Source organism: Candidatus Nitrosotenuis chungbukensis (genome assembly GCF_000685395.1).
GTDB lineage: Archaea > Thermoproteota > Nitrososphaeria > Nitrososphaerales > Nitrosopumilaceae > Nitrosotenuis > Nitrosotenuis chungbukensis.
This window is the reverse complement of sequence record NZ_AVSQ01000002.1, coordinates 1-25,013: the sequence shown is the minus strand read 5'-3', so window position 1 is coordinate 25,013 and position 25,013 is coordinate 1. Positions and strand designations below refer to the sequence as shown.

Annotated in this window: 29 protein-coding genes and 4 tRNA genes; 14 read left to right on the top strand and 19 right to left on the bottom strand. The window is 46.7% G+C overall.

All coding sequences use genetic code 11. The features are described from left to right. Window positions 1–38: 38 nt before the first annotated feature. From NKMY2_RS00195 to NKMY2_RS00150, 10 genes are all read right to left on the bottom strand, one after another. Window positions 39–1,442, bottom strand: a complete 1,404-nt coding sequence (locus NKMY2_RS00195) for an MBL fold metallo-hydrolase (protein ID WP_042683571.1) — start codon at window positions 1,440–1,442, stop codon at window positions 39–41. Window positions 1,443–1,487: 45 nt separating this feature from the next. Continuing rightward, window positions 1,488–3,056, bottom strand: coding sequence for a vWA domain-containing protein (locus tag NKMY2_RS00190; protein WP_042683570.1), 1,569 nt, complete (start codon window positions 3,054–3,056; stop codon window positions 1,488–1,490). Beyond that, window positions 3,056–3,856, bottom strand: a complete 801-nt coding sequence (locus NKMY2_RS00185) for an AAA family ATPase (RefSeq protein WP_042683569.1) — start codon at window positions 3,854–3,856, stop codon at window positions 3,056–3,058. The genes NKMY2_RS00190 and NKMY2_RS00185 overlap by 1 nt, the downstream gene beginning before the upstream one ends. Window positions 3,857–3,891: 35 nt before the next feature. After that, on the bottom strand, window positions 3,892–5,370 hold the full coding sequence (locus tag NKMY2_RS00180) for an FAD-dependent oxidoreductase (protein ID WP_042683568.1): 1,479 nt from the start codon (window positions 5,368–5,370) through the stop codon (window positions 3,892–3,894). A 146-nt stretch (window positions 5,371–5,516) separates the two neighbouring features. After that, complete coding sequence (locus NKMY2_RS00175; RefSeq protein WP_042683567.1) at window positions 5,517–5,948, bottom strand: RNA-binding domain-containing protein; 432 nt, start codon at window positions 5,946–5,948, stop codon at window positions 5,517–5,519. Between the two features lie 14 nt (window positions 5,949–5,962). After that, window positions 5,963–6,580, bottom strand: coding sequence for a 30S ribosomal protein S3ae (locus NKMY2_RS00170; RefSeq protein WP_042683566.1), 618 nt, complete (start codon window positions 6,578–6,580; stop codon window positions 5,963–5,965). Window positions 6,581–6,620: 40 nt separating this feature from the next. Continuing rightward, window positions 6,621–7,883 carry a serine--tRNA ligase gene (serS, locus tag NKMY2_RS00165; protein WP_042683565.1) on the bottom strand — a complete coding sequence of 421 codons (1,263 nt, stop codon included), beginning with the start codon at window positions 7,881–7,883 and terminating at the stop codon, window positions 6,621–6,623. After that, entirely contained in the window at window positions 7,883–8,125 is a 243-nt protein-coding gene (locus NKMY2_RS00160; RefSeq protein ID WP_042683564.1) for a KEOPS complex subunit Pcc1, read from the bottom strand. The genes serS and NKMY2_RS00160 overlap by 1 nt, the downstream gene beginning before the upstream one ends. Then, window positions 8,091–9,509, bottom strand: coding sequence for a RecJ family nuclease (gene recJ, locus NKMY2_RS00155; protein WP_042683563.1), 1,419 nt, complete (start codon window positions 9,507–9,509; stop codon window positions 8,091–8,093). Before recJ ends, NKMY2_RS00160 begins: the two co-directional genes overlap by 35 nt. Then, on the bottom strand, window positions 9,509–9,958 hold the full coding sequence (locus tag NKMY2_RS00150) for a 30S ribosomal protein S15 (protein WP_042683694.1): 450 nt from the start codon (window positions 9,956–9,958) through the stop codon (window positions 9,509–9,511). Before NKMY2_RS00150 ends, recJ begins: the two co-directional genes overlap by 1 nt. A 114-nt stretch (window positions 9,959–10,072) precedes the next feature. Between NKMY2_RS00150 and NKMY2_RS00145 the strand changes: the two genes are divergently transcribed. Together NKMY2_RS00145 and NKMY2_RS00140 are read left to right on the top strand one after the other, a co-directional pair. Continuing rightward, on the top strand, window positions 10,073–10,402 hold the full coding sequence (locus tag NKMY2_RS00145) for a hypothetical protein (RefSeq protein ID WP_042683562.1): 330 nt from the start codon (window positions 10,073–10,075) through the stop codon (window positions 10,400–10,402). A 109-nt stretch (window positions 10,403–10,511) separates the two neighbouring features. Then, window positions 10,512–10,781 carry a hypothetical protein gene (locus NKMY2_RS00140; protein ID WP_042683693.1) on the top strand — a complete coding sequence of 90 codons (270 nt, stop codon included), beginning with the start codon at window positions 10,512–10,514 and terminating at the stop codon, window positions 10,779–10,781. A gap of 101 nt (window positions 10,782–10,882) precedes the next feature. Here NKMY2_RS00140 and NKMY2_RS00135 read toward each other — a convergent pair whose 3' ends face one another. Continuing rightward, a complete protein-coding gene (locus NKMY2_RS00135) occupies window positions 10,883–11,419 on the bottom strand; it encodes a hypothetical protein (protein ID WP_042683561.1) in 537 nt (178 codons plus the stop codon). 110 nt (window positions 11,420–11,529) lie between these two features. Beyond that, entirely contained in the window at window positions 11,530–12,096 is a 567-nt protein-coding gene (locus tag NKMY2_RS00130; protein WP_042683560.1) for a methane monooxygenase/ammonia monooxygenase subunit B, read from the bottom strand. A gap of 282 nt (window positions 12,097–12,378) precedes the next feature. Here NKMY2_RS00130 and NKMY2_RS00125 point away from each other — a divergent pair, with 282 nt between their 5' ends. From NKMY2_RS00125 to NKMY2_RS00110, 4 genes are all read left to right on the top strand, one after another. After that, complete coding sequence (locus tag NKMY2_RS00125; protein ID WP_042683559.1) at window positions 12,379–12,942, top strand: methane monooxygenase/ammonia monooxygenase subunit C; 564 nt, start codon at window positions 12,379–12,381, stop codon at window positions 12,940–12,942. Between the two features lie 103 nt (window positions 12,943–13,045). Further along, on the top strand, window positions 13,046–13,405 hold the full coding sequence (locus tag NKMY2_RS00120) for a hypothetical protein (RefSeq protein ID WP_042683558.1): 360 nt from the start codon (window positions 13,046–13,048) through the stop codon (window positions 13,403–13,405). Window positions 13,406–13,520: 115 nt separating this feature from the next. Beyond that, window positions 13,521–14,171, top strand: coding sequence for an ammonia monooxygenase family protein (locus NKMY2_RS00115; RefSeq protein ID WP_042683557.1), 651 nt, complete (start codon window positions 13,521–13,523; stop codon window positions 14,169–14,171). Between the two features lie 127 nt (window positions 14,172–14,298). After that, entirely contained in the window at window positions 14,299–15,150 is an 852-nt protein-coding gene (locus NKMY2_RS00110; protein WP_042683556.1) for a DNA adenine methylase, read from the top strand. A 109-nt stretch (window positions 15,151–15,259) separates the two neighbouring features. Here the strand turns inward: NKMY2_RS00110 and NKMY2_RS00105 are convergent. Next, window positions 15,260–15,333, bottom strand: a tRNA-Thr gene (locus tag NKMY2_RS00105). Between the two features lie 91 nt (window positions 15,334–15,424). Between NKMY2_RS00105 and NKMY2_RS00100 the strand changes: the two genes are divergently transcribed. After that, window positions 15,425–15,545, top strand: a tRNA-Leu gene (locus NKMY2_RS00100). Between the two features lie 5 nt (window positions 15,546–15,550). On the opposite strand, the gene NKMY2_RS00095 is transcribed toward NKMY2_RS00100, so the two are convergent. Together NKMY2_RS00095 and NKMY2_RS00090 are read right to left on the bottom strand one after the other, a co-directional pair. Beyond that, entirely contained in the window at window positions 15,551–15,937 is a 387-nt protein-coding gene (locus tag NKMY2_RS00095) for a hypothetical protein (RefSeq protein WP_042683555.1), read from the bottom strand. Between the two features lie 80 nt (window positions 15,938–16,017). Further along, complete coding sequence (locus NKMY2_RS00090; RefSeq protein ID WP_157832398.1) at window positions 16,018–16,182, bottom strand: hypothetical protein; 165 nt, start codon at window positions 16,180–16,182, stop codon at window positions 16,018–16,020. Window positions 16,183–16,365: 183 nt separating this feature from the next. Here NKMY2_RS00090 and NKMY2_RS00085 point away from each other — a divergent pair, with 183 nt between their 5' ends. Next, the gene (locus NKMY2_RS00085) at window positions 16,366–17,262 is read left to right on the top strand and encodes a helix-turn-helix domain-containing protein (protein WP_042683553.1); all 897 of its coding nucleotides are present in this window, start codon (window positions 16,366–16,368) and stop codon (window positions 17,260–17,262) included. A gap of 5 nt (window positions 17,263–17,267) precedes the next feature. On the opposite strand, the gene NKMY2_RS00080 is transcribed toward NKMY2_RS00085, so the two are convergent. Next, window positions 17,268–17,358 (bottom strand) — tRNA-Ile (locus tag NKMY2_RS00080). Window positions 17,359–17,397: 39 nt separating this feature from the next. Continuing rightward, a complete protein-coding gene (locus tag NKMY2_RS00075; RefSeq protein WP_042683692.1) occupies window positions 17,398–17,949 on the bottom strand; it encodes a thioredoxin family protein in 552 nt (183 codons plus the stop codon). Between the two features lie 86 nt (window positions 17,950–18,035). Here NKMY2_RS00075 and NKMY2_RS00070 point away from each other — a divergent pair. The 4 genes from NKMY2_RS00070 to NKMY2_RS00055 all read left to right on the top strand — a co-directional run bounded on the left by NKMY2_RS00070 (window position 18,036) and on the right by NKMY2_RS00055 (window position 20,355). Beyond that, a tRNA-Ala gene (locus tag NKMY2_RS00070) sits at window positions 18,036–18,107 on the top strand. A 297-nt stretch (window positions 18,108–18,404) separates the two neighbouring features. Next, the gene (locus NKMY2_RS00065; protein WP_042683552.1) at window positions 18,405–19,463 is read left to right on the top strand and encodes a hypothetical protein; all 1,059 of its coding nucleotides are present in this window, start codon (window positions 18,405–18,407) and stop codon (window positions 19,461–19,463) included. A gap of 31 nt (window positions 19,464–19,494) precedes the next feature. Then, window positions 19,495–19,965: a phosphopantetheine adenylyltransferase gene (locus tag NKMY2_RS00060; RefSeq protein WP_042683551.1), complete on the top strand. Its 471-nt coding sequence runs from the start codon at window positions 19,495–19,497 to the stop codon at window positions 19,963–19,965. 81 nt (window positions 19,966–20,046) lie between these two features. After that, the gene (locus tag NKMY2_RS00055; protein WP_420887340.1) at window positions 20,047–20,355 is read left to right on the top strand and encodes a hypothetical protein; all 309 of its coding nucleotides are present in this window, start codon (window positions 20,047–20,049) and stop codon (window positions 20,353–20,355) included. Here the strand turns inward: NKMY2_RS00055 and NKMY2_RS00050 are convergent. After that, window positions 20,352–20,633: a hypothetical protein gene (locus NKMY2_RS00050; protein WP_042683549.1), complete on the bottom strand. Its 282-nt coding sequence runs from the start codon at window positions 20,631–20,633 to the stop codon at window positions 20,352–20,354. The genes NKMY2_RS00055 and NKMY2_RS00050 overlap by 4 nt on opposite strands. Further along, window positions 20,630–21,742, bottom strand: coding sequence for a tryptophan--tRNA ligase (locus tag NKMY2_RS00045; RefSeq protein WP_042683548.1), 1,113 nt, complete (start codon window positions 21,740–21,742; stop codon window positions 20,630–20,632). Before NKMY2_RS00045 ends, NKMY2_RS00050 begins: the two co-directional genes overlap by 4 nt. Before the next feature lie 52 nt (window positions 21,743–21,794). On the opposite strand from NKMY2_RS00045, the gene pheS reads away from it, so the two are divergent. Both pheS and pheT read left to right on the top strand, forming a co-directional pair. Further along, complete coding sequence (pheS, locus tag NKMY2_RS00040; protein ID WP_042683547.1) at window positions 21,795–23,201, top strand: phenylalanine--tRNA ligase subunit alpha; 1,407 nt, start codon at window positions 21,795–21,797, stop codon at window positions 23,199–23,201. After that, entirely contained in the window at window positions 23,192–24,826 is a 1,635-nt protein-coding gene (gene pheT / locus NKMY2_RS00035) for a phenylalanine--tRNA ligase subunit beta (RefSeq protein WP_042683691.1), read from the top strand. The genes pheS and pheT overlap by 10 nt, the downstream gene beginning before the upstream one ends. Window positions 24,827–25,013 lie beyond the last annotated feature (187 nt).

The following is a 25,013-nucleotide window of genomic DNA, read 5'->3' as shown; positions in this document are numbered from 1 at the left end:
CTTGACTCTCAACTGATCAATCTTATGAATTTAGTCAATCACATCTTGATGCTGCATCTGTTTGGACCCATCTCTAGGTCGGGAATCTGCATTGGGGACATTGGAATCACTCCCTTGTTTATCTTGATGATCATGGAGTAGTTCATTGGCCTTGGGGTCGTGATGCTGACAACCTTGGAGACAAACGCTGACTGATCAAGATCCAGCAGGGGAAGCTTCCTTGCCACTCCTATGGTGGTGCAGTAGATGCCGTTCTCAGTTGGCTTTACTCCCTCGCCGTGGTGCGTTGGGAAGACCTTGGTGCTGTCGGAAAATTTCAAAAGCTTGCTGTGTAACGTGTCGTATAGTTTTGTGGCGTATTCCTCCACCTGGTCTCTCAGGTCTGGCCTGCCTATCCCCTCTACAAACAGTATGTCGCCGCTGAAAACGTACTTGTCATCAAGAACGTACGACATGCTACCCGCAGTGTGTCCTGGCGTGTGGATTGCGCGCAGATGTTTTGTCCCAAAAGGTATGGTGTTTCCGTCCTCGACTTTTTCGCTTTCCAGCTTGTACTCTTCCAGCTTGCTGAAGTAGAGTTTTGCGCCCGTAGAATGCGCCAGTTCCTTTGCTGCAGAGACGTGGTCTGCGTGCTGGTGCGTGTCAATTACTTTGGTAATCTTGAGTCCTTCCTTTTGCGCAAACTCGATGTATTTTGCTGCGGGATATGTGGGATCAATTACTACTGCCTCGCCGTTTGAGCCGACTATGTGGGAGAGGCAGCCCTTTCCGATTTTTTCCACCTGGATTATTGTGACGTCTCCCTCTTTGAGTGTGGTTGCATTTAGGACCTGGTTCCACCACGCCATTCCTCCGACAAGCGATGTCGACTCGATTCCGTTTTTTGCAAGCGCAAACGTCGCAACCATGGAGCGATTCCCGTGCGAGCATATCGTTATAATTTTTTTGTCCTTTGGAATTTCTGACTGTGATCCTGGCATGAACAGTCTGGATAACGGGATGTTTACTGCGCCTGGAATTCTAAACTCTGCATATTCCTGCGGCTCTCTGACGTCTAGCAAAAACACGTTCTCGTTTTGTTTTATGGAGTTCCACAAGTTGTCGCCGCTGACAGTTGTGTCCTGCGTGCTCTTTACCGTCTCCTTGTCCCAGCCTTTCATTCCGTCTTTTAGATAGTGTACATCAAAGCCAAATCTTGCCATCATTGTGGCGTTTTCCTTTGCTGCGGTGGCGTCATCATCGATTAGAACGATTCTCATGTTTTGCGGAATCTTTGACATTATGACCTGTTTTTGCTGCATCGAATCGCATATGGCGTTTGCCGCACCCTGTATGTGACCCTGCATGTATGCGTCTTTTGCCCTTATGTCCAAAATTAAAAGCGGAATCTTGCTTTCTATGTTTGATAATAACTCGTCCTGCGTGATTTCTATCGTACTCATGACTCTCGGTCAATTTGACGCTAAATTTAGAATTTATGGTTGGGATTACTCTGCACTCAAAACAGAAAGGACCCTGTTTGGAATGTCCTTTAGTCTTGAGACTGCAAGCGTGTTCTCATATCCAAGATACTTCAAGTTGTTTGCAATGTTTGTTGCGCCAAACGTGTCCCTGCCGACTCCGATTGCGACCATCCTTATCCCGAGTGCCTTTAGGGATTTTATCATATAGCGCACCGCGTCCGGGTCAGACGGCTCGCCGTCTGACAGTGTCAAAAATATGTCTGGCTTTTTTGAGCGCAAGCTAGGATACATCTTTTCGTAGACCTCTGCAAGCGGAGTACCCCCGTTTGCGTCAATCTGCGCAAGCCTCTTTGCAGAAGCATTGTTCCACTTGATGTCCTCTGGTTTTACAAGCCAGCACACCACCTGCTTTTGCGTCGTGTTAAACGCGTACACTGAGAATTTTATTTTTAAAAATGACAGCACCTCGCACAGTGCAAGCGTTGCCTTCTTGTACTGGATTTGCTGGTCCATTATGGATGACGAGTGATCAAGCAAAATTACGATCTTTGCCTTGATTGATTTTTTCACATCCGTGATAAACGGGGAATGATGCCCTTCCGCGTATGCCTCCTCGTCAAACTCGTCCCCCGATACGACGTGCTGCTCGCTCCAGCTGGTCTTCCATTCCTTGAACTTTGTCTTTAGGTTGCTGATCAGGTCCTGGTCGTAAATCCTGGTCTCGTCCACGTTGGTAGATCCCGGGATCTGTATCCCGACTGACTCGGTGCCAAGCCCCTTGTTCTCGTTTTTCCTGTTTTCGTCCTTTAGCACCTTGAACTCTTCTGCAACCGACGTGCTCTCCAAAATGTTCTGAACGTCGATTTTTCCAAAATCCGACTCCCTGTTTTTTGCCGTCTTTTGCACCGCCTTTACAAAGTCCTGCTGCGTTGTCAAAAGTCCGGGATTCTTCCATGGCAGTGATATCTGTATGGTGACTAGCGCATCAAGATCCAAAATTTTCAAAATCTCTGGAATTTTTTTCTCAATCCATTCTGTGTCGTGCTTTTTTTCAAGTGCCTCGTTTACGATTTCTTTTGCGCGTGCCGATGCGTTTGTTATTTTGTCGTAGTAGCTTGGCTGCATCTCGCCCTTTATGTCGCCAAACAAAAAGTACTGGTAGAACGCCTCGACTATCCTGTGCTTTCCAAGAACGTTTGCAAGCTGGGGCCTGTATAGCCACTGGTACGTGTAGCTGAAGATCATCTCTGCATCCATTCCTCGCCAGACCTTTCTTCCGAGCAGCTCGATTCTGCGCGTCTCAAGCGTGTTTAGGACAAAGCCAAATGCGTGCTCGTTGCTTAGGATTTTTTTGCAAAACTTGATTCGCATCGCCTCGTACCATATTGCCGTTCGAAACTGCCTGTATTTGTCAAAGTCAGTTCCTGCTAGCCTCTCGGGGGAGACAAGGCTGATCTTGTTTTCCTTTAGCTTAGTCTGCGTTTCTCTTTTGTCTGAGAACTCGACTGTGATCTTGTCCTTTTCAGACCAGCGTCTTGCAAGAAATGTTGCAATCTCAACTAGCGTGTCGTTTCTTAGGTGTAGCGTTTGCATTAACTACCAAACATCGACGTGATGATGTCATTTACTTTTTGATACTCGACGTTTCCCCACTGGGAATATACGTTGCCAAACACGATTACGGCCGCCTCCTTGGCGTTCATGCCAGAGTCAAGAAGTTTTGCAAACGCGATTGTCTCCCTGAGACTTGGGGAGTAGTACAGCTCCTCCACTGCCGCTGCCTGGCGCAGCGTGTTTGCAAGCTTTATTCCCTGGATCAGCTTTTCATCGTGTCCGCTCGATGCGTATCTCTTTACGATCTGCAGCTCGGTTTCTTCTGGGGGGTAGTCAAGTCTTATCCTTATTGGGAACCTGCTCAGGATTTGCGGCGGAAGCTCCTTTGTCCCCACGTGCGTGAGCGGGTTGATTGTCGCGACTACAAACCATTTCTCGTTTGCCTTGATCATCTCGCCTGTCGACTCTTTGAGGACTATCTGCCTTCTGTCGTCTAGCGCCTCGTCAAGCCTTAGCAGGACGTCTGCCTCTGCTGCGTTTATCTCGTCAAGATACAGGAGGCTTCCCTCCCTCATTGATCTAATCAAAATTCCCTCGTCAAACCCAATCGAGCCGTCAGTCAGGGTCTTTGCTCCAACGAGGTGGCTCTCCCTCGTTCGAAGCGAAAAGTTGACTGACTCTAGCTTTGCAGATTTTTTTGCGGCAAACTCTCGCACAAGCGAAGTCTTTCCGGTTCCCTTTGGGCCTATGATAAGTGCAAAAAGCCCGGCGTCATACGCCTTGTTCAAAATGTCAATGGAGTTGTTCCAGTCAAGGTAGGTCGATGCTGCCTGTAACATGATTTTCCTATCTGCTTTACTTTATTTAAGACTAGTCAGTTTTCCCATTTTTCCAAATGCACAAATGACTCGTGGAGTATTTTTTGCAGCTGCTTGTTCCATGCGTCAAAGCTCTCAGGGTTCTTTGGATAATTGGCATAGTGCTCTGTGAGGATCTTGTTTCGCTGTGTGGTGTATCGTAATCCCTCTGCAAGCTTCATGTTTAGTGCGCCGCGCATGAGCATGGTCATCTTTCCAATGACGCTCATCTTTCCAACTGCGCTAAAGTCCGGGTGCTCCCCCTTGCTTATTGCCTCGACATCGAGGTTTCCCAAAAAGTGCTTCATGCCGTAGTTGAGCTGGGCGTTTGTCAGCAACTGCAATAGTCTTCTAAACACCTCCAGTCCAGGGGTCTTGTACCCGTACTCTTTTACATAATCCACATTGTACTGCCAGAGTCCTTTTTCCGTGACATCGTTTGACTCGATTGCGTCAACTACGTTTTTGCCAATGAGTGATCCTGCGATGAGGGCGGGGCCTATGCCTCCTGCATCAAGCGGTTTTGGCATCCATGCGGAATCGCCAACTAGCATGAACCCGTTTGAAACCATGCAGTCGTTTTGCCTTCTCACCGACACCTGCCAGTTGCCCGTTGCATTGTGAATATCCGATGGATCGTCAGAAAGCCTTGGGTTCTTGATTGCCTTGTTGCGCGCCACATACTGGTTTATCAGCCCCGTGACGTCGTCGTGTTTTCCAAGCCTCTTGTTTCGCTTTTCCAAAAGCGTCTTTTCGACCCCAAGTCCGATGTTTACCTTGTCTTTGCCCTTTGGAAAAACCCACCCGTAGCCGCCAGGTGCGATGTCCTGGTCTAGGTGAATCAAACAGTAATCAGGATCAAACTCCGTGAGGTCCTCTACCCCTTTTTCAAAAAACATGATGTGCCTTCCAGTCGATTCCAGATCTCTGCGGTCGATTTTCTTTTCCATCTTCGTGGTGTTCTGGACTCCGTTTCTCAGCATCGATGCAACGCCTGTTGCGTCAATTACCACCTTTGCGGTTTTTTTGTAAGGCTCGTTTGTATGCCTGTTTGTTCCCTGCACCCCGATGACCTGGTTTCCGTCATAGAGAAGGTTGGTAAGATTAATTTCAAAATCAAAATTTATTCCCATTTTCTGCGCCTGCTTGTACTGGCTCTGTGGAAGCTCCTGCCTGTTGAGGAGATATCCGTCGCCGTCAAATGGGATTGACGTTTCCCTGTCAGGTGACAACGCGATTACGCCTTTTACCCTGTATTCGAGCTCAGGCTTTCCCCAGATTACGTTGATCTTTTTTCCCATGTAGTCTACTGCTTCTTTGCTGACTGCGTCTCCGCAGACCCATCCGTTTATGGTCTTGCGCCCAAGGAAAATCGATGGGTTTCTATCAATCACCAAAATGGACAGTCTCTGTTTGGAGTGATGCGCTGCAGACTGGGCAGCAACCATTCCGGCAAGTCCCCCTCCTGCTACAATCAGGTCGTAATCGGCTTTCAACTATCAGACAGCTGAAGCAACATTATTTAAAACAATCTTGCATCGAATTTTTTTGGGTCAGATCGTCGCGGCATCTTCACAGTATTACTCAGACTGGAGCGGCTTTGCAGCTCTTCATTCCCGTTTCTGTACTGATCAAATTGATATTAAATCGTGCCTTGTGTGAGCAGTCTGGTAAATGTGTCCTCGATGTCTGCCTGCTTGTATATCGGGGTGAAAATTTTAATCTTGACCGGCTCCTTGTCGCTTAGCACTATTTCGCCCTTTACAAGCGACTGCTTGCCTATTCTCAGGTACAGCGTAGAGTCGTCGTATCTGTTTTCCAAGTCCTCAATTATCGTGTTGATCTGCTCCCTCGGGATTGACGCGACTAGTTTTTTTACAAAGAACTGCGCCTTTTTTTTCTTAATCTTTGCGTGCAGCATGATGATTGGGTTCTCAAAGTGGCCTGTGAGGTTTTGCATGTCAAAGTCCTCCCTGTCTATGTCAAACGCTTCCTTGAATGTGGCAAGGATCTTTTCCAAATCCTCAGTCGCGTGGACAATTAGTTGAATGTCTACTTCGAGCCTTTTTTCCATAGTAAAAAGAAAGTCTATTGCGCTTGTAGCAATGCGACTTCGGCTTCTGCTGTTCTGATTAGCTTTACTTTTTCTAATCCCACATGTCTCATGCGGATGACCTTCTTTGCAGCTGCCATGATGTCGGAGTTTATCTTTCCATAGCACGTTGCCTGGACGAACTGATCAATTGTCATCTCTTTGATTGTCTTGCTCATCACGTCGTTTGCGATTAGTCTTAGCGCGTGCTTTCTTGACGTGTTTAGCTTTTTGTGTGTGAGTGCAATTATCTTTATTCTGAAAATGTAATTGTCTTTTGTCTTTACGTCCATTACATAGCTGACCTTGCTTGATCCTCGTCTGATGAGGCTTCTCAGGAACTCCTTTGCGTACTCGTATCTCTTGAATATGGAGTATGCCTTGTCTCCGTCAATTTTGCTGATCTGGAAGTAAATCTTGTACTGGTACTGGGATGGATCTCCCTTTAGGATGTCAAACAATGTAACCTCGATAACTCTGCCGATTGCTTTTTGCTCATCAGTGATTGGTATGTATGCTATTGGTGCATTGTTAAATGACTCTGGGGCGATAACTGTGACCCATTTTTTCTCACGCCACTTGTCTTTTACCTTTCCACCCTTTCTACGTGCCAATTACTAACGGCGTCTAACTCCAAAATATAAGTTGTACTACCTATATGGCACTTGATCCGAGGTATTTTTGCAAAGCCTTTGGGACTGCAATGTGTCCGTCCTTTGTCTGAAAGTTCTCCATGATTGCAACAAGCGTTCTTGTGGTTGCGACAAGTGTGCTGTTTAGCGAATGCAGGTACTGCGTCTGCTCGTTTGTCTTGTCACGGAATCTTATCTTGAGTCTGCGCGTCTGAAAGTCAAGGCAGTTTGAGCAGGACACTATTTCGCGGTACGCGTTCTGGCCTGCCATCCACGCCTCGATGTCGTATGTCTTTGCGGAAATCTTTCCCATGTCTCCACTTGAGAGGAGCATCACGCGGTATGGGATTTCGAGCCTTTGGTAGAATTCCTCTGCCACTGCAAGCATTCTTTCGTGCTCCTTCCAGGATTCCTCGGGCCTTGCAAACACGTACTGCTCGATTTTCTCAAACTGGTGGACCCGGAATATCCCCTTCTGGTCCCGCCCGTGGGCGCCTGCCTCCTTTCTAAAGCACGGGCTTATCCCCGCGTATCTTATCGGCAGGTCCTTTCCATCCAAAATTTCATCAGAGTGCATCGATGCAATCGAGTGCTCGGACGTTCCAATCAGAAACAGATCCTCGTCCTGTATTTTGTAAATTACATCCTGAAAGTCCTGCGCGATGATTGCGCCCTCCATCGACTTTTGGTTTATCATGTATGGGGGCTGAACCAGGACATACTGCTTTTGCTCCATGTAGTCCAGCGCAAAGTGGATGAGCGCCTGGTTGAGTTTGACCAGACCGTTTTTCAAATAATAAAATCTCGCACCTGCAGTCTTTGCGGCGCGCTCCAAATCCACAAGGTCCAAGCTCTGCGATATGTCGATGTGGTCCTTGGCTTGAAAGTCAAACTGTGGTATGGTGCCAAATTTCCTGATCTCCAAATTTGCAGCATCGTCTGGCCCTATTGGCACTGACTCGTGAACCAAGTTCGGAATCGTAAGTATCAGTTTTTCGTAATTCGACTCTGTCTTTTTCTGGTCCTCCTCAAGCGATATCAATTCCTGTGAGACCTGCTGCATCTGCGCAATTGCGGCACTCGCGTCCTGGCCTGACTTTTTCTTTTGGGCAATCTCTATGGATACCGTGTTTTTCTTTTTTCTAAGCTCGTCTGTTTTTACTATCATCTCCCTTCTCTTGGAGTCAAGAGATACCAGGGAATCCAAGTCAAAGTCAGAGTTTCTGTCCCTGAGCATCTTGCGGATTAGTTCCGGTTTTTCCTTGATTGTCTTTGGGTCAAGCATTATTCAATCACCTTTAGCGCCATCTGCACGTGCGCCAGGACCTCGTCTATTGTGGGGATTAGTTTTTTCATGCTGCCTGTACTCTGAAAATTAAAGACTAGTGCATTATCAATATTTTCTATTTCAAGTGAGAGCCCCTCTGGAAAGTCCACGTTATCTGGCTCAAGCGCACTTTGCACCGCCTTTGCCTTTTTCTCAGAGATGTTGTTAATTGCTATCTGAACTCTGCACGTGAGCGACATTGTCTTCAAGGTAATCCAAAAATCCATCCAATTTGTCTTTAGTTATCTTTGCTCCTGCAGCGGCATCGTGTCCGCCGCCCACTCCGTCGAACTTTTCAGCGCCGGTCCTCATCAGTATGCTCAGGTTCACATCGGACTTGCAGCCCATTGACTTTCTTGAGGAAAACTTGATCGTGTTTTCCTCTCCGTTTGTCCTCAAAATTATTATTTTTCCTGCGTTCTTTGGGGAGCCTGCAAGTAGGGACGAAATCGTTCCGCTCATCGTCTCTGGGACGACGCCCTCGCCGTTTACCATCAGGCAGCTAATCGAGTCGTTCATTCTCCAGCGCTCGTTTGACAAAATGTTCATGTAGTCTCTGATCATTTTCCTGTATTCTCCAAGGATGTTTTCTCCTGCCTGCAGCATCTTGTTTCTGTCGCCCATGCAGATTGCTATTCCGACTCCTGCCCTGTTTATTCTTCCGCAGGAATTTAGCATGGTTGAAAACTCGCGGGCATCGCGCAAAAAGCTGCGTCTGTCCTCGCTTGGAAACGTGTAGGTGTACCCGATTAACTCTTCCATTATCTGCGTTGCATTTTGGCTGCTGGCAAATTTTGTAATTATTTCGATCAGGGTTCGCTTTTCGTCGTCTGTGAGATCCGACGGTGTCCTCCACCTTCCGCCGTCCTTGAGGTTTATCCCGGACGTTCTAAGTAATGAAAAGCAAGAGTCCCGGTTCCACGTCAGCCCCTCGATGAACGGCTGCGATGTAAATGCCAGGGAGTCTGCAATAGGTCTGGTCTCCCTTCCTACTAGCAATAAATCCAAATCGATTTTTAGGTGGCCTGCGTTTTTTGCCTCCTCCGCAATTTCTGCGTTCATTCCGGTAAACGACTTTCTTTCGCCCTGGTCTTGCCTGTCGCCCAGTGCCGATACTACTGCAATTGCCGCAAGATTTGCGTTTCTCCTGTCAAGTGATTTTGCAGCAAGGTATGCCATGCCGCCTGCGCAAATTTCCGTGCCGCCGTTCATCCCGAACTTCCAGGCGTTTATGACGCGCTCGTTTTCGCACTCTTCTTGCGGGATTTCGTGGTGATCCAAAACAAACCAGTTTTCGCCAAACGCCTCGTCAAACTGCTTTGCAAACCCGCCGCCGAGATCCGTTACTATGTGGAGATCGCGAGAATCCTGCTGCATGTTTTTGATGACTGCGCCGTTCATCTCCTTGACTGTCCTTACTGTTACCTTGGCGCCTGCGTGGATGAGTGCCTTTGTGATTATGCTTCCAGATGTCAGCCCGTCACAATCGATGTGAGTGGTGACGATCACGTCCTTTCCGGATTTTATGCAGTCTGAAATTTTGTCGTTGAAATTTGATAAATGTTCGCTAAAATTTTTTCCCATTATTCTAGTTGGGCTACCACTGACTTATATTTCCAGTTTTCAGGAAGTGCTCCGATTCTTTTGTAGTATGTTGAAATTCTGTGCACCTTTGCCTCTACCAGTTCAAGCGATCTGACGTTTCTCTTGTCAGAGTTGTGTGTCTTGAGGTGCTTTTGCAGTCCTACTGCTTTTCTCACGATGTTGTTTAGGTCCTCTGGGATCTCAGGTGTCACTCCGTTGTCGTCAAGAATTTTTTTGATCGACTTTTTGACAATTGGTTTTACAAGTGGGATCGCGTGCTGATCTCGCATCCTGATTCCTATCTGGCTCATTGGGACTCCGTCCTTGCCGTATTTTACAACAAGATCCTCAACTTCTTTTTGGCTCATTGACAACCAAGAAGGTGTTCTCTGTGTGATCGGTCTAGTAGAGTGTGACTGACCGTGTCTGTGAGTGTGAACTCGTCCCATGAAAATCGTCATTCTAGAACAAACATAAACGTTACCCCGGACGAAAATTATCAAAAGTGGACATTAGAAAAAAGTTAAATAGAAACCTTGGTTTCCACACAACAGGTAAACACTATGAATAAAGCACTATTAGGCGCATCAATACTTGCCATAGCTGCCATATCTGTCAGCCTAATGACCTCACAGGCATTTGCCCAGTACATGGGAAGCGTTGATCAGACTGGTAAAACAGGCAAGAACACCTTGGAAGAGACACTAAAACTTGCTAAAGAGCGAGTGGATTGGGCCAAAGCGAACCCATCAACAGGTTCAGGCACTCCATACCTTGCAGCAGATGGTGTCTTGGGAGCTTCAGCAATTTCCGCAGCAATCTTTGGAGGAATCGCAGCAGCATTCTTCATCAGAGCGAGAAGCGGACGATATGCAGCCCAAGGCCGAGGGTAAAAAAACCTCTTTTTCCTATTTTATTATTATCTCCTAGTGAAACCGATCTTGCCAAATTTTTGATTATCAGAGAAATGTATATAACGCACATATTGAGTTGATTAATTCAATGACTCCATTACTCGGTACAGTGTTCAGCATTCTGTCTACCGTATTTGGACAATTAGGACCAAACTATGATCCATTGTTCTACGACGTTATGGTTTACATCTTCGGCACAATCATGTTTACTGTGTTCCTTCTAGGAATCATAGCATACTGGTTGCGCGTACACGGCTGGTCATACAAAGACAACCGTGAGAGATGGGTAGACGAGTTAGACAGACACTTTGAAAGAGAAGGAATCGGCCTCATTCCAGACAACGGTAAATACTGGTAAAATTCTCTTTTTTCATTATTTTTAATACCTCTAGTGCACTTTGCGTATTTTTTAGCTCTGGCTTGACAAATCTTGCTTTTCAGTCTATGCGGACTAGGCCGTTATTGCGGCGGTGCAAAGTCGTGCTCTTGCGACTTGTCATACGTCTTTGTGAAAAACTCTGCGCGGTAGTGGTATCCGTCTACTAGGCGCGCATGGATGTATTCTTTGGCCTCGTTGCCGTTTACGAATATCTTTGACTTGGAGTCGTCCATGTCTGTCTTTGGGAACCCTCCCTCGTGATACTGCGTCCAAGTCCACAAAAAGTGCCCTATCTCAAAGGGGTACTCTTCCTTCCATTCCGCATGTATTGTCCCGTCGTTAGTCAAAGTGTACAGCGAGTGCCTGCAGTTTTCGTTGTTCCCGATGTTTGCCGGGATCTCGACTTTTTCATTGTTTACGTATAATTCCAAAGTCGCGCTAATCTTGTAATCTGCATCGACCGTGTTGACGCACATTCTAAGCGGATTGTCCATGTTGAACCACTGCTGGATGAAAATGCTTGCTACTCCAACTGATATGCCGACTGCCGCCGTGAGCAGCAGGAACTTGAGAGTTTTTTTCCTTTTTGCAGGATCTCCCATCCCCGGCCAAATCATGCCTCGATGATTCCTAGATTACATAAAGTCGTTTCTAAATTGTCTTGCCGACTATGCAAAATACGCACTCGTGTGCCGTAAATAATAAAATGAAAAGAGAGGGTGTTGGTTTAGATTACTTGCCAGGGGCGAGTTGCGAATGTTATGACGTAGCCAACTCCAATGATGATTGATTGATACATGATGTTTGTGTATGGAATTGGTTTCAATATTGGTTCGCCAGTAACTACTACTGTCTGTCCTGGGCCTAATCCTGGTCCAACTGAAGCAACATTAAGTTGTGTGTGTACGTGATATACTCCTGGCTCTAATGCCTTTGCCCTAATCTCATATGGGACTACAGCATTGCCTGGTATCTGAAAGACGTTTCCTGGTGGACTTCTTGCGAGAATCTCCCATCTGTTACCTGCGTTGGTTGACTCTGAGAATATAGAGTTCCAACCTCTTAGGTCTCTTTCAACAAGACTTACGAACTTGCCGCTGAGGACTAGCTCTTCACCGGTTTGCAGTGATTGTCTGTTGAATGTCTCATCTTCAATTTTCACGAAACGACTTTGCAACTGTGCTTGTACACCGTGCGCTTCTGCAGATTGTACCATGTGGGCCAAGTTTGGACCAAATGTGCCAAGTGCTAAGACTGCAGCGAGTGCCACTACGAATATTTTTTTGTCGACCATAGTTATCCCGTTAATTAATGACATCGTCCACATGGAATGATATATGTTTTACCGTTGGTATCCATAAACGAAAATGATCCGGCGGATTCCGGACTGTGATCCATTAGTTCAACACTGATGTTGAACATCGAAATGGCTGATTTTTAGCATAGGATAATTTGTAAGTACGCCTTATATGCAACTAAATATTCTACTATTTGCATAGATTTTGTATAAAAAATACAAGAAATTTCTGTAAACGTAAACTCATCTTTTATATATCAAAAATTGCTCTAGGGAATCATGGCACAGATGCCGGCATTAATTCCAAAAGAAGTCGAGATCCAGAGATTAAAGAAAATCTGGCTCATCGTCATCGCAATGGGATCTACAGCAGCATCAGTGGAAGTTGATAACTTTGTAGACGGTTCTCTACATCAGACCTCTATCAGAGATTCAGCATTTACCCCAGCACACTGGTGGCTCTATAGCCACTTTGTTGCACTACCACTCGGTTGGGGAGCAGCTGCAATCTATGACAGAAAGGTACCAATTCTCAGAGGCCCAAACAACTCCATGAACACCGGATTGAAGATGACCATCCTAGGTTACCTTGCAACCATGTTCACAATCGGAGTCAATGAAATGTGGCACTTCTGGTTTGTAGAGGAAATCTTCGCAGTTCCAAACCACTGGATGTTCAACATGGGTGTAGTAGTCGCCTTCATGGGCGCTCTAGCATATGTCGTAAGAGTATACGCTAGACTAGTCGAACTAGGTGCAGAAACACCAGGTGAGAACCCATATGTTGCAGAAATGTACAAGCTAGCCCTCGAAGGCAAACTGTACAGCAGATCCATCCCATAAGCGTAAAATCGCTTTTTTCTTATTTTTCTCTTTTAAATCCTAGGTTGATCCATGCCGCGATTTTAAGAAAGACTTAAAAGGATTCTACCGATTAGTAACACAAATGACTCTACCAAAAGGATTTGGCTCCGGTGGCAGTGGCGCATCAAGCGCCGATGTAGAGAAGATGATTGGCAGACGTGTAGAAAACATGACTGGAATCATCACACTATCATACATCGCAGCTTGGCTTGCAACCTTTGGTGGTACAGCCGCAGGATACTTCTATTATCCATGGGCATATCCAACACCAAGTGGTCACTATGCATTCATCGTCCTAACAATAGTTGAAGCAATTGGCTATCTCTTCTGTGTTAAAGTAATGGAAGAGGGAACCAAGAAGAAGAGCAACGGCATCGTAGCAGCAACATTAGGTGCAACAGCCGTTGGAACTGTATTGATATCTCTATTCGTAGGCGTTTAGAGAACATCTTCGTCTTTTTCTTATTTTTAATTTCACTCCCCACGGTGCCGTTTTTGGGCTCCGATCTCTGCATTTTTCTAAAATTTTATATACTGACATCTTGTCTACTGGATTAATGGTCTGGCTTAGACGATGTACTCACTACTTGTTCATAGTAGTGGTTGCAGTAAACTCTACCCTGCTAACAATTAACGCAGGAGACTACATCTTCTACACCGATTGGGCCTGGACTTCGTTTGTCGTATTTTCAATATCACAAACACTGATGTTAGTAGTCGGCGCATGCTACTACCTGACATTTACTGGAGTCCCAGGAACAGCAACGTATTATGCGTTGATAATGACTGTTTACACATGGGTAGCAAAAGGTGCATGGTTTGCACTCGGATACCCATATGACTTCATTGTAACACCCGTTTGGCTACCGTCAGCAATGTTGCTTGACCTGGCGTACTGGGCTACAAAGAAGAACAAGCACTCACTGATACTATTCGGTGGTGTGATGTGTGGAATGTCATTGCCGTTGTTTAACATGGTCAACCTCATCACTGTGGCTGATCCATTAGAGACTGCATTCAAATATCCAAGACCAACGCTTCCGCCGTATATGACTCCGATAGAGCCTGCCGTAGGCAAGTTCTATAACAGTCCAGTCGCACTAGGTGCTGGCGCGGGTGCTGTATTATCAGTAACCATGGCCGCATTGGGATGCAAACTGAACACGTGGACATACAGATGGATGGCAGCTTGGTCCAAGTGGGACTAAAACCCAAACTCTCTTTTCCTTTATCTTAGATTCTGATGCTATCGGTACGATTTGATTAAAAAATATTGCACACATTGTGATCTTTTGTTGCCTTGCAATACGAAATTATCTTATGATATGATTTATTGTGAAGCAGCAATTACTGTCAGTCGAGCCAAAGCCGTTTGTAAAGTGGGCCGGCGGAAAAAGGCAGCTCATGCCAGTCATAGAAAAGCACATGCCGTCTGAGTTTGGCGCGTACTTTGAGCCGTTTCTTGGAGGTGGCGCCGTGCTGTTTCACCTGCTATCAAAGAACCCTCACCTGAAATGCAACGTCTCTGACCTGAACTCTGACCTGGTGCTGTCATACGTGGTGATCCGCGACAGGGTGAAGGAACTGATCACATCCCTTGAGCGCCACTCAAAGCATTATTTGAAAAATCCCGACTCTTACTATTACTCGGTGCGCGACAGCGAGCCGGCAAGCAGCATTGAAAAAGTTTCAAGACTGTTGTTCCTAAACAGGACCTGCTTTAACGGGCTGTACAGGGTAAACAGCAAAGGAAAATTCAACGTCCCGCTTGGGCGATACTCTAATCCGAATATCGTAAACGAGGAGAACCTGCTCTCCGTAAGCCACGCACTCCAGTCAAAGAAAATCCAGGTGACATGCCAGGACTTTACGTCTATTGTGTCCCATGCAAGGAAGGGCGACTTTGTGTACTTTGATCCTCCGTACCAGCCGGTAAGCAGGACTGCCAATTTCACAAGCTACACTGACAAGAACTTTACGTACCAGGACCTTGAAATGCTAGTCGACGTCTCAGAAAAACTGCACCAAAAGGGATGCAAGGTGCTCCACTCTAATTCAAACTCAAAGGAGGTAACTTGCCTGTTTTCTTCAAAATGGAAGGTTGTGGAAATCCCTGTGAACCGGGCGATAAACTCCGACTCTGCAAAAAGAACGGGGCACACCGAGCTGCTGATTAAAAATTATTAGACTGTGGCTTTGAATCCGTGATTGTTTCGCATTTATGCGACTCGCATTTATGCGAAATACGCCTGCATGGATGTCATGCGGAAGAAATCCATGACTGTAAAAATTAAGAAGCTTCGAACGGGATCCGAACCCGCGACCTTTACCTTACCAAGGTAACGCTCTACCAGGCTGAGCTATCGAAGCACGAATTTTTCGTGATTCGAATCCTTATTATTCTTTCAAAAATTGCGCCGTTCTCTAAACTGTTAAATTTCAGCCAAAATCTAACCATATCGCAGGAGTAGCCGAGCCTGGCCAAAGTAAGCAATGTTGCTTTTGGATGCGCGGGACTTAAGATCTAATAATGGGTGATCCCGTCTCTCAGGGGTTCGTGGGTTCAAATCCCACCTCCTGCATTTTTTTATTTAGGGTGCTTGATTCCCTTGGAATTCAAAATTTCGTAAACGTCTGGAAGCGAAAACACAAAGCCGACATGAACGCAGTCCTTTTCCTCGCACAGCTGGCAAAAGAGCTCTCCCTTTTGGACGGTGACCTCGGCAATCCTGTTTTTGATGTTGTCCTTTAGGACTACCCTGTCCTCGTCGATTGCGATTTTCTCTAGCTTTGGAGCATACCTTGCAAAGGTCTTGTCCTTTTGCATCATCTCCTCGAGCATGTAAGTCACGTATCCTGAAAAGCTGTTGATGCCCTTCATGGTCAGGTCTGTCTTGTTCTTTTCAAACACGTCGTAGAACTTGTCGTAGACTTGTTCTGATACTGTTATTGATTTGAAACCTGGTTTCGGCATTTTACTTACCTGTTACCGTACTTTTAGGTACTGTACTATTTAATGTTTCTCGTCAGGCCGTTTTGCTGTTCCTGGCTGGACTATTTGTCTTTTGAAAGGTTGTCCGTATGACTATTGTCTTTTGATATCGCGTCGTCTATTTTCGTCCTGAGTACTTTTTTGTAATTTTCATCGCACTGCCAGGAGCAGAATTTCCTCTCAACGCCGTCAAACTGCTTGTCACAGTTGAGGCATTTTTTCATCATTTCTAATAGTATGAGGATCATACTATGTATATGATGTTTTATCTTTGCATGGCGTCGTCCCGTACAAACCCATTGGTGTATCTGGTGCCAGCAAGACAACTAGTAATTCGACCCGTCCATTTCCTTGCGTGCCAAACTGATCACAGCATAAATAATTAGTAATTGTATTTCAAAGCGTTCGCCATGACCCGAGGTTACTCCCTAGATGAAATACAGCAAAAGCTAATCGACGTCCTGTCCGACTCAAAGACGGGGCTTTCGGGTGTGGAGATTTCTGAAAGACTCAAAGTCAACCGCGCAACGATGGCAAAGTACCTGAACGTATTTGCGGCGGAGGGCCTGATAAAGCAAAAGAGCGCAGGCAACATCAATTTGTGGTTTATAGAGTCGGGAACAGAAAAGCTGCACTTTCCAGATGACTATTTTCACGTAAAGGAAAAATTCCTAGAGTATCTGGTTTCGGGCTCGCAGAATCAGGTGTACAACCTTGTCCGAAACTGCCAGCACTCGGGGGCAAGCATTTCAAAAATCATCAGCGAGATAATGATCCCTGCAATTGATTCTATAGATGATCTGTACCTTCAGGCAAAAATAGGCAAGTCAGAGTCAAAGCTGTTCCGCGGAATAATTTCAAACTCGATTCAAATCCTAAACATGATCCCCCACGATTCCAATCCGAAGAAAAACGTAATCGTGATATCTGCAGACTCGCAGAGCGTGCCCCACTCCCATGCCGCGTCGTGCGCGTTTGGCTCACTTGGGTGGCAGGTCTGGGCGCTAGGCGACATGTCAGACGCAATAGACGTAATGTACGACCTTGACTTGCAAAAATTCCTCACCAGAATCTGGAAGCAAAAGCAGGGAGTAATGGTGGTGCTGGTGATTTCTGCGACAGACGAGAGGATCAAGTTCTTCTCAGAGGCGGTAAACTCTGTTAGGCCGAAGTTTGGAAAAAACATGCACCTTGCCATCTATTCTAGGACCGGCAAAAAACCAAGCGCAAAGGCGGAGTTTGTAACTGGGGATTTTGAAAACGCAATCCAGTGGGCAGAATCAATTTCATCAAGTGCGCTTGGATAAATTGATGGGCCGAGAGAGATTCGAACTCTCGACCTTTCGATATCTGAAACGATATTTTATCAGTCGAACGCTCCAGCCAAGCTGAGCTACCGGCCCTAAAAAATCCTCAAAAAGAAGTGTCTTTTAAGTGTGTGGTCAACTCTTCCATTTTATGGAACAACCAATCGAAGGATCAAAATCTTTTGCAATCTTTTGACCGCCAAGTAATTTCTCAATGTTTGCAATCATTGTTTTTTCAGTTGCGGAATCTTCCGGCTTCATTGCGTTGTCTATCTTTCCGTGGAACACCAGCTTTTGCTCCTTGTCAAACAGGAACGGATCCGGGGTGCAGACTGCCCCGTATTTTTTTGCCACCTGCTGGGTCTCGTCCACCAGGTAAAAGAAACTGATTTTCTTTTCGGCTGCAAATTTTTTCATGCTCTCAAAGGAATCGTCAGGATACGCAACCGAGTCGTTGCTGTTTATTCCAACAACTGCCACCTTTCCCTTGAACTTGTTCTGGATTTCGTTTATCGCGCCCACCTTTGCCTTGACATACGGGCAGTGGTTGCACATGAAAACTACCAGTAACGCATCGTACCCTTTGAAGCTTGAAAGCGAGTACTTTTTGTCGTCAATCCCTGTGAGGTCAAATTCAGGCGCCCTGTCTCCTGCCTTTAGGACTATCTGGGATTCCATTACTACCATGGCTCTTGCCTGAAATTTTACAAATAAAATTCTTGGCATCAAAACAACAACAATTAAAATCCACGCGGGCAGGTACTATTTTTAATGGGCTGATAGTTCAGTGGTAGAATACTCGCCTTGCACGCGAGGGGTCAGGGGTTCAAATCCCCTTCAGTCCATTTTTATTATTTACCAGATCGTTTGCAACCGTGGTTGCCAGAGATGGATTTAAATATGATAATTTTGTCGACAAACACATGGCAAACGAAGCCGCAGCAATCGGCGTATGGATACCACTAATTGTCGGTTTAGCACCAGGTTTAGTTTACTGGCTCGCAATTACCGCAATGAAAAGTAAAAAGTAAAACTCTTACTCTTTATCTTTTATTCTTAATATTTTGTAAAAGCTTCTAGTCCATATTGTATACAATATGATATTTCTTATGTGATTAATCATACCCGTGTACTAGAATCAGTTGAAAAAGACAATTGCAGTATTCGCATTACTAGTTTTGATTCTGCCTGCGGCGCCCGGGTTTGCCCAGATGACAGACACCCCGTCAAGCTCAAAGGTCAAGCTCACTGGGGGCACATTTAGCTATTCTGATGACGAGGGGTACACCGTGGTTTTAGGCGAGGTGGAAAACACAATGACCTTTCCTGTGACTAACGTCAAGATCTGGGTCGGGTTCTACGGGGATGGGTCCTCAAAAAACCCCCTTGAAACCAGCACCGGTACCACGCTTCTTACCGTAGTGCAGCCGCACGCCAAGTCGCCGTTTATGATAAAGTCAAAGACTCCTGATCCTGAAATCACCCAGGTCTCCGCAAACATACTCGGGTTCAACTCTGGGTCTCCCAAGCAGCAGCTGCTCGAGGTAATCCCGTCTGCCCTGTCAATATCTGATGTGGCAAGCCTTGACGGGACAATCACCAACAAGGGACAGCAGTCAAGCGTGGACACTCAGGTCCACCTGATATCGTACGACGCGTTCAGCCCTCCAAGAGTGGTGGGAATCCAGACCGTTCTGATCAACGAGCTAAAGCCAAACACGACATATGACTTTGGGTTTGAGGGAGAGGTAGACCCCAGGGCAGTGTCGTTTAAGGTAATCGCAGAATCTGACAACTACCAGTCAAAGCTCACGCCGGTAACAGACGTCTCTGTGGATATCATGACGCGGCTCATCACGATAAACGACATCCAGGTTCTGGACGAGTCAGGCGAGCACCTCTCCAAGATACGAGTCGGCACGCCAGTTGACATTACAAGCACCCTCTCAATCCAGGACGTATCTGGTGGAGGGCAGCAGTACGTCTACTACGCCCAGGTAAAGCAGTTTGGAGAAAGGGGAACCGTCGAGTTTCTGGGAATCGCAGAGGGCACGTTTGACTCTGCACAGCAGACGCCGCACGTAACATGGGTTCCTGAAAACGAGGGCGGGTTTTTCATCGAGACATTTGTGTGGGACCAGAACGGGGTGGCACTTGCATCCCAGTCAAGCACCGTATCTGTCATCCTGGTAACTCCATAGGTTTATCTTCAAAATTGCCAAAGCAAAAACCATGCCGCAGTTCGGGCTAGTTGCAATGGGCGGGACATTTGACGTGATCCATGCAGGGCACATTGCGCTCCTTGAGCGGGCGTTTTCCATATCGTCCCGTGTAATAATAGGCCTGACAAGCGACTCCCTTGCAGCAAAAAAGGGGAAAAAGCCGTGGCACACATACTCCCAGAGACTTGATTCTTTAAAATCGCTAATTGAAAAAAAATACCCTGGAAGACCATATACGATAAGCCCGCTTGACGACGACTTTGGACCCGCAGTCCTTGAGGGAGACGTGGAGGCGCTAGTAGTAAGCGAGGAGACCGCACACCAGGGAGACGTGCTAAACCTGCAGAGAAGGCAAAGAGGACTGGATCCGGTCCAGACCGTCATAGTCCCGATGATTCTTGCGGGGGACGGGAGCAGGATCTCAAGCACCCGTATACGAAACTCTGAAATTGACGCAGATGGCAAATTGCTGAAAAGTTGACAAAGTGCTTGCCTATGTTTGATTCACTGAAATAAAACGAAAATTCCCAAGCTCCAGCAGTTGACCCTAACAAACCACCTGATGAAGCGGTTCGTAACTGACGTGACAAACCTCCAGGAGGGACTTCACCCGGAGAACCTTGCGCTCTGGTATGCCAAGATAATATCTGAGGCAAAGGACATGGCGCCCCCGTGGCTTGCAGACAAGATCAAAGTAAAGCAGGACCCAATTCTAAAGATGAAGTTCAACCTCGACATATCAAAGAGGGCAGTCAGGTATTTCATGATTGCAGTTGACAACAACCTTGGCTCGATGCCGAACTCGACAAAGATGTACTTTCTAAAAGTGCAGGAAACGCTGTCTGGCGAAATGGACAAGTCGCTAGTCTAGTCTTTTGTAATCTCTACGGTGTCGTTTTCTGCCTTTGTGCCGGTGATCTTGCTTTTCCCCTCCACCACGGACTGGACAAAGTCTGTAAACGCCTCGACCTGCTCTGCGTCCCTTAGCACTATGGAATGGACCGACTTGTCCTTGAGCGAAATGACAAGCTCACTTCCGTACACGTTTACGACCGATCTGATGAAAGTCTCCATTCCATCCTTTATGAAAATGAGGCTTGCAAGCTTGACTGCCTCGTGTTTGTCCTGGCACGATATCTTGACTTTCATCGGTCCTCAAAGAGGAACCTGTCAATCTGGCTTTTTGCCTTTTCGCGCCTCTCCTGGTGGACCTTGAGAAACGAGTTTACCTTTTCGATTAGTATTGCCTTTAGCTCGCCTGTGAGAAGTTTTCCCGACTTGTAGTCATCGTGTATGGTCTTTAGCTTCTGGTCGTCTGGCTCAAAGAAGATTCTCAAATACTGGTACGACACGTCGATGTCCGGGTTTCCTCCCATCTTTCTGTGCTCCTCCACGGTTGGCTGCCCGCCTGAGAATGCGTACTTGTTTATCTTCTTCTTTACCGTTTCTGGCGAATCCGTAGTGTACACGGTACCTGATTCGTCAGACGCCGACATCTTTCCCCCCGGTCCTGAAAGCGACGGTATCATGATGTTGTGGATCAGTGCGGGCTTTGGCTTTCCTATCCTTGGCGCCACATCCCGCGTTATCCTAAAGTGCGGATCCTGGTCGACTCCTAGCGGAATTAGGACAGGCCTGTCCTCGATAAAGCACGGCGCCGACTGGAGAGATGTGTAGAAGATCATCCCTATGTTTGTCTCGTTTGTAAAACCGAACACCGCCTTTGTGTTTGAAAAGTTGATCTTTTTTGCGACCTCGGCTGCTATCGGGTATAGCGTCTTGATGTTTTTTGTGTTGATTATTATTTTGGTTTTTTCCGGCTTGAATCCTAGCGCGATAAAGTCAAGCGCGTTCTCGTACGCAAAGTTCCTAGTCTGCTCCAAGGTCAAATCCTGCTTTGCAAAGAACTTTTCGTCGTCTGTCAGCTGAAAGTAGATGTTCGTGTCAAATTTCTCCTGGAGCCACTTTGCAAAGACCCACGGGACCAGGTGCCCGATATGGGTGTGACCTGACGGCCCGCGCCCTGTATACAGGAAAAACTTTTTCCCCTTTTCGTACTCGTCTAACAGCCTGCCGAGGTCCCGGTGCGAGAAAAACACGCCCCTTCTTAGCATAAAGTGGATCTCGCCTGTAGTTCTCTCTATTTTCTTTAGTATCGAGTCTGTGATTTTTTCCGTGCCAAACTGCTTGATCAGTTTGTCATAGTCAATGTCCCCCTCCACGTGCCAGGGAGTAACGATGAATTCGTCAGGGGGCATTCATGATTGGGGTAGATTAAGGTTTAAAAAGTCTTTTCGGGTCGTTGTACTGTTGTCTCTGGTCCTCCACCCAATTGAAAAAACAATGATCAAAATTCTCAGAGAGACGCCGAATCTGACTCCGGAGGAAATAGCGGAAAGGAGCGACCTCTCAATTGATCAGATAAGGCGCGGAATAGAGTGGCTGCGCCTGAAAAACCTCGCGGTGGTTATCGAGTCTGAAAAATCTTTTGCATCGCTTGGAAAAAACGGAACCCTGTCACTTGACGAGGGACTGCCTGAGAGGAAGCTTGTCCAGCTGATTGAAAATAATCCCGTATCGCTTGATGATCTGAGAAAAAAACTACTCGACGAGATCAATACAGCGATTGCAAACGCAAAACGAAACGATTGGATTGCAATCCAAAAGGGCGAGTCATCTAACATGGTGTCGCTAAAGCAAAAGCCTGATCAGACAGGCGAGGAAAAACTAATCGCGCTGATTGGCAAAAACAAGATTCCCATTGAGCACATCGGGGACCTGTCCGCACTTGAATCTCTAAAGAAAAGACCAGACTATATCATACTTGAAACCATAAAATCAAAAACGGTATCGCTGACTGACGAGGCAAAGGTAATCGACCTGGACGCTATCGAGTCCGGGGCAATCGACGTGGCAGCAGACGCGCCGGTAATATTTGCCGCAAGGACCCACCCACTGAAAGACACCATCAACGAAATCCGGGAGACGTTTGTCAGCCTTGGCTTTACCGAGATAATGGGCGACTTTGCGCAGCCAAGCTTTTGGAACTTTGACGCGTTGTTCACGCCGCAGGACCATCCTGCGCGAGAGATGCAGGACACGTTTTACATAAAGGGGAACGCGGCAGAAAAGTTTGCCACGCCTTCCCAGATAAGGCAGGTCTCCGATTCCCACAGAAGGGGGTGGAAGTACAACTGGAACGTTGACGCTGCAAAAAAGATGGTGCTTCGAACCCACACCACGTGCGTCACCATAAAGTACCTGGCAGAAAACAAGCCAGAAGAGGCCCGCGTGTTCTCGCTCGGACGGGTGTTCCGAAACGAAAAGGTCAGCTACAAGCATTTGGTAGAGTTTAACCAGGTGGAGGGGATTGTCGTTGGAAAAAACGTGTCACTCCGCGACCTGATGGGAATACAAAAAGAGTTTTACAAAAAACTGGGACTGTCCAAGATAAAGTTCTGGCCTACATTTTTTCCGTATACGGAGCCGTCCCTCCAGACAATGGTGTACAACGACAAGCTGGAAAAATGGGTGGAGCTGTTTGGAATGGGAATATTCCGACCCGAGGTGACTAGACCATTTGGAATAACACGACCCGTCCTTGCATGGGGAGGGGGAATTGAGAGAATAGCGATGCTAAAATACGGACTGGACGATGTCCGCGAATTTTACAACAACAACCTTGGGTGGCTGAGGAGCGTTCCAAAATGCCAGTAGTAACATTATACCTGGACAGGTTGCAAAGACTTGTCGGCAAGGCAAACAAAAGCAAGATCCTAGATGTCCTGCCTTTTCTGGGACTCGACATAGAGGAGGAGCAAAAGGATTTCGTCCGAGTCGAGTACAGCCCGAATAGACCGGACTATGCGACAGACGTTGGAATAGCGTCAGGTCTGCAGGGGTTGCTTGGCATAAAGAAAGGACAGGTAAAGGTATCAGTCAAAAAGGAAAAAAAGAAATTTCTGATAAAGACTGATGCGTCAGTCAAGAAAATCCGCCCTTTTATCTCGGCGGTAATAGCAAGAAACGGAAAGCTTGACGACGAGTCCATACGGCAGCTGATAGCGCTACAGGAAGACCTTCACTTTGGGATTGGAAGGCGCCGCAAAAAGGCGTCAATCGGAATACACAACCTTGACTCGGTATCGTCGCCCCTCCGGTACACCGCGGTATCAAAGGACCACGAGTTTGTACCGCTGGCATCTGTCCAGAGCGTCACAGTAAAGGAAATACTTGAAAAGACTGCCACAGGTCAGGAATACTCGCATCTCCTGACTGACTCCAAGGTCCCGATGATACTTGATGCAAAAAACCGCACCGTGTCGTTTCCGCCGATAATCAACTCTGCGCTGACTGCAGTATCCACCGGGACAAAAAACATTCTAGTCGAGGTAACCGGGATGGACAAGGGCGCAGTAGATGACTCTCTGTCCGTGGTGGCGACAACCCTGCAGAACCTGGGATTTGCAATATCAGATGTTATGATAGATGCAAAAAGCTCGTCTGATACATTCAAGGCGCGCACCATTCTGCTTGATCCTGCACTGGTGAACCAGATTCTGGGACTGGACCTGAGTGTTCCAAAAATTTGCGACTCTTTGAAAAAATGTAGGCTGGATGCCATTCCGAGGGGAAAGAAGATCCTCTGCAGCATTCCGCGGTTCCGATTTGACATACTGGGCGAGATGGATCTAGTTGAGGAGATTGCACTTGGTCATGGAATTGAAAACCTGAAACCATCGCTTCCACCGTCAATATCTGTCGGGGAGAAAAACAACGTCACAAAGAAACTTGATCAAATCACATCCGTGATGATTGGACTTGGGTTCACAGAGGCGCTAAACTCGAGCCTTACAAGCAGGCAGGTCCTGTATGATTACACCAAAAGGGATCCGTCAGAAATAATCGAGGTGGCAGAATCAAAGAGCCTGGAGCACACAGTACTGAGGGACTCGATACTTCCGGGGCTGTTGGAGAATCTCTCAAAGAACATACACGAATCGTACCCTCAAAAATTATTTGAGACCGGAGTCGTATTCACAAAGGGACACCCGATTGACGAGACTGTCACTCTATCATGCGTGAGTGCGCACAAGGACACCAGTTTCACAGAGATAAAATCAATCCTTCAGTCACTGCTCAAAACCGACTCGGGTATAACATGCAAGACAAATGCCACCACTCATCCGTCGTTTGCAAGCGGAAGAACTGCGGAGGTTTTGGTTGGGGGAAAACCGGTAGGAATAGTGGGCGAGATAGACTCGCAGGTAATTGAGAATTTCAAAATCAGAGTGCCGGTGTCCGGATTTGAGATAAAACTATCTGGATTAATATTTGACTAGATGTATCTGCTATTGCCCAAGAGCATACACATAGACGGATTAGGATGAGTCGATCGTATTAGATTTCTGTGATTTCTAATTCACCCAGATGTGTAACAATGGGGCACAAGACCCCGGCTACAGAGCATATGGAGGATTTAGGCTAAAAACCGATGAACGTATGTGAGTCAGTGCCGGGGCACATCAT

What these genes read in the sequence shown, in the direction of transcription:
- NKMY2_RS00190 (WP_042683570.1), bottom strand. Translation starts at nt 3,056, where the DNA reads ATGCAAACGCTACACCTAAGAAACGACACGCTAGTTGAGATTGCAACA.
- NKMY2_RS00125 (WP_042683559.1), top strand. Translation starts at nt 12,379, where the DNA reads ATGGCACAGATGCCGGCATTAATTCCAAAAGAAGTCGAGATCCAGAGA.
- NKMY2_RS00185 (WP_042683569.1), bottom strand. Translation starts at nt 3,856, where the DNA reads ATGTTACAGGCAGCATCGACCTACCTTGACTGGAACAACTCCATTGAC.
- NKMY2_RS00075 (WP_042683692.1), bottom strand. Translation starts at nt 17,949, where the DNA reads ATGGTAGTAATGGAATCCCAGATAGTCCTAAAGGCAGGAGACAGGGCG.
- NKMY2_RS00195 (WP_042683571.1), bottom strand. Translation starts at nt 1,442, where the DNA reads ATGAGTACGATAGAAATCACGCAGGACGAGTTATTATCAAACATAGAA.
- NKMY2_RS00085 (WP_042683553.1), top strand. Translation starts at nt 16,366, where the DNA reads ATGACCCGAGGTTACTCCCTAGATGAAATACAGCAAAAGCTAATCGAC.
- NKMY2_RS00045 (WP_042683548.1), bottom strand. Translation starts at nt 21,742, where the DNA reads ATGCCCCCTGACGAATTCATCGTTACTCCCTGGCACGTGGAGGGGGAC.
- NKMY2_RS00060 (WP_042683551.1), top strand. Translation starts at nt 19,495, where the DNA reads ATGCCGCAGTTCGGGCTAGTTGCAATGGGCGGGACATTTGACGTGATC.
- NKMY2_RS00090 (WP_157832398.1), bottom strand. Translation starts at nt 16,182, where the DNA reads ATGATGAAAAAATGCCTCAACTGTGACAAGCAGTTTGACGGCGTTGAG.
- recJ (WP_042683563.1), bottom strand. Translation starts at nt 9,509, where the DNA reads ATGGGAAAAAATTTTAGCGAACATTTATCAAATTTCAACGACAAAATT.
- NKMY2_RS00140 (WP_042683693.1), top strand. Translation starts at nt 10,512, where the DNA reads ATGACTCCATTACTCGGTACAGTGTTCAGCATTCTGTCTACCGTATTT.
- serS (WP_042683565.1), bottom strand. Translation starts at nt 7,883, where the DNA reads ATGCTTGACCCAAAGACAATCAAGGAAAAACCGGAACTAATCCGCAAG.
- NKMY2_RS00130 (WP_042683560.1), bottom strand. Translation starts at nt 12,096, where the DNA reads ATGGTCGACAAAAAAATATTCGTAGTGGCACTCGCTGCAGTCTTAGCA.
- NKMY2_RS00115 (WP_042683557.1), top strand. Translation starts at nt 13,521, where the DNA reads ATGGTCTGGCTTAGACGATGTACTCACTACTTGTTCATAGTAGTGGTT.
- pheT (WP_042683691.1), top strand. Translation starts at nt 23,192, where the DNA reads ATGCCAGTAGTAACATTATACCTGGACAGGTTGCAAAGACTTGTCGGC.
- NKMY2_RS00095 (WP_042683555.1), bottom strand. Translation starts at nt 15,937, where the DNA reads ATGCCGAAACCAGGTTTCAAATCAATAACAGTATCAGAACAAGTCTAC.
- NKMY2_RS00135 (WP_042683561.1), bottom strand. Translation starts at nt 11,419, where the DNA reads ATGATTTGGCCGGGGATGGGAGATCCTGCAAAAAGGAAAAAAACTCTC.
- NKMY2_RS00175 (WP_042683567.1), bottom strand. Translation starts at nt 5,948, where the DNA reads ATGGAAAAAAGGCTCGAAGTAGACATTCAACTAATTGTCCACGCGACT.
- NKMY2_RS00120 (WP_042683558.1), top strand. Translation starts at nt 13,046, where the DNA reads ATGACTCTACCAAAAGGATTTGGCTCCGGTGGCAGTGGCGCATCAAGC.
- NKMY2_RS00160 (WP_042683564.1), bottom strand. Translation starts at nt 8,125, where the DNA reads ATGTCGCTCACGTGCAGAGTTCAGATAGCAATTAACAACATCTCTGAG.
- NKMY2_RS00055 (WP_420887340.1), top strand. Translation starts at nt 20,047, where the DNA reads ATGAAGCGGTTCGTAACTGACGTGACAAACCTCCAGGAGGGACTTCAC.
- NKMY2_RS00145 (WP_042683562.1), top strand. Translation starts at nt 10,073, where the DNA reads ATGAATAAAGCACTATTAGGCGCATCAATACTTGCCATAGCTGCCATA.
- NKMY2_RS00150 (WP_042683694.1), bottom strand. Translation starts at nt 9,958, where the DNA reads ATGGGACGAGTTCACACTCACAGACACGGTCAGTCACACTCTACTAGA.
- NKMY2_RS00050 (WP_042683549.1), bottom strand. Translation starts at nt 20,633, where the DNA reads ATGAAAGTCAAGATATCGTGCCAGGACAAACACGAGGCAGTCAAGCTT.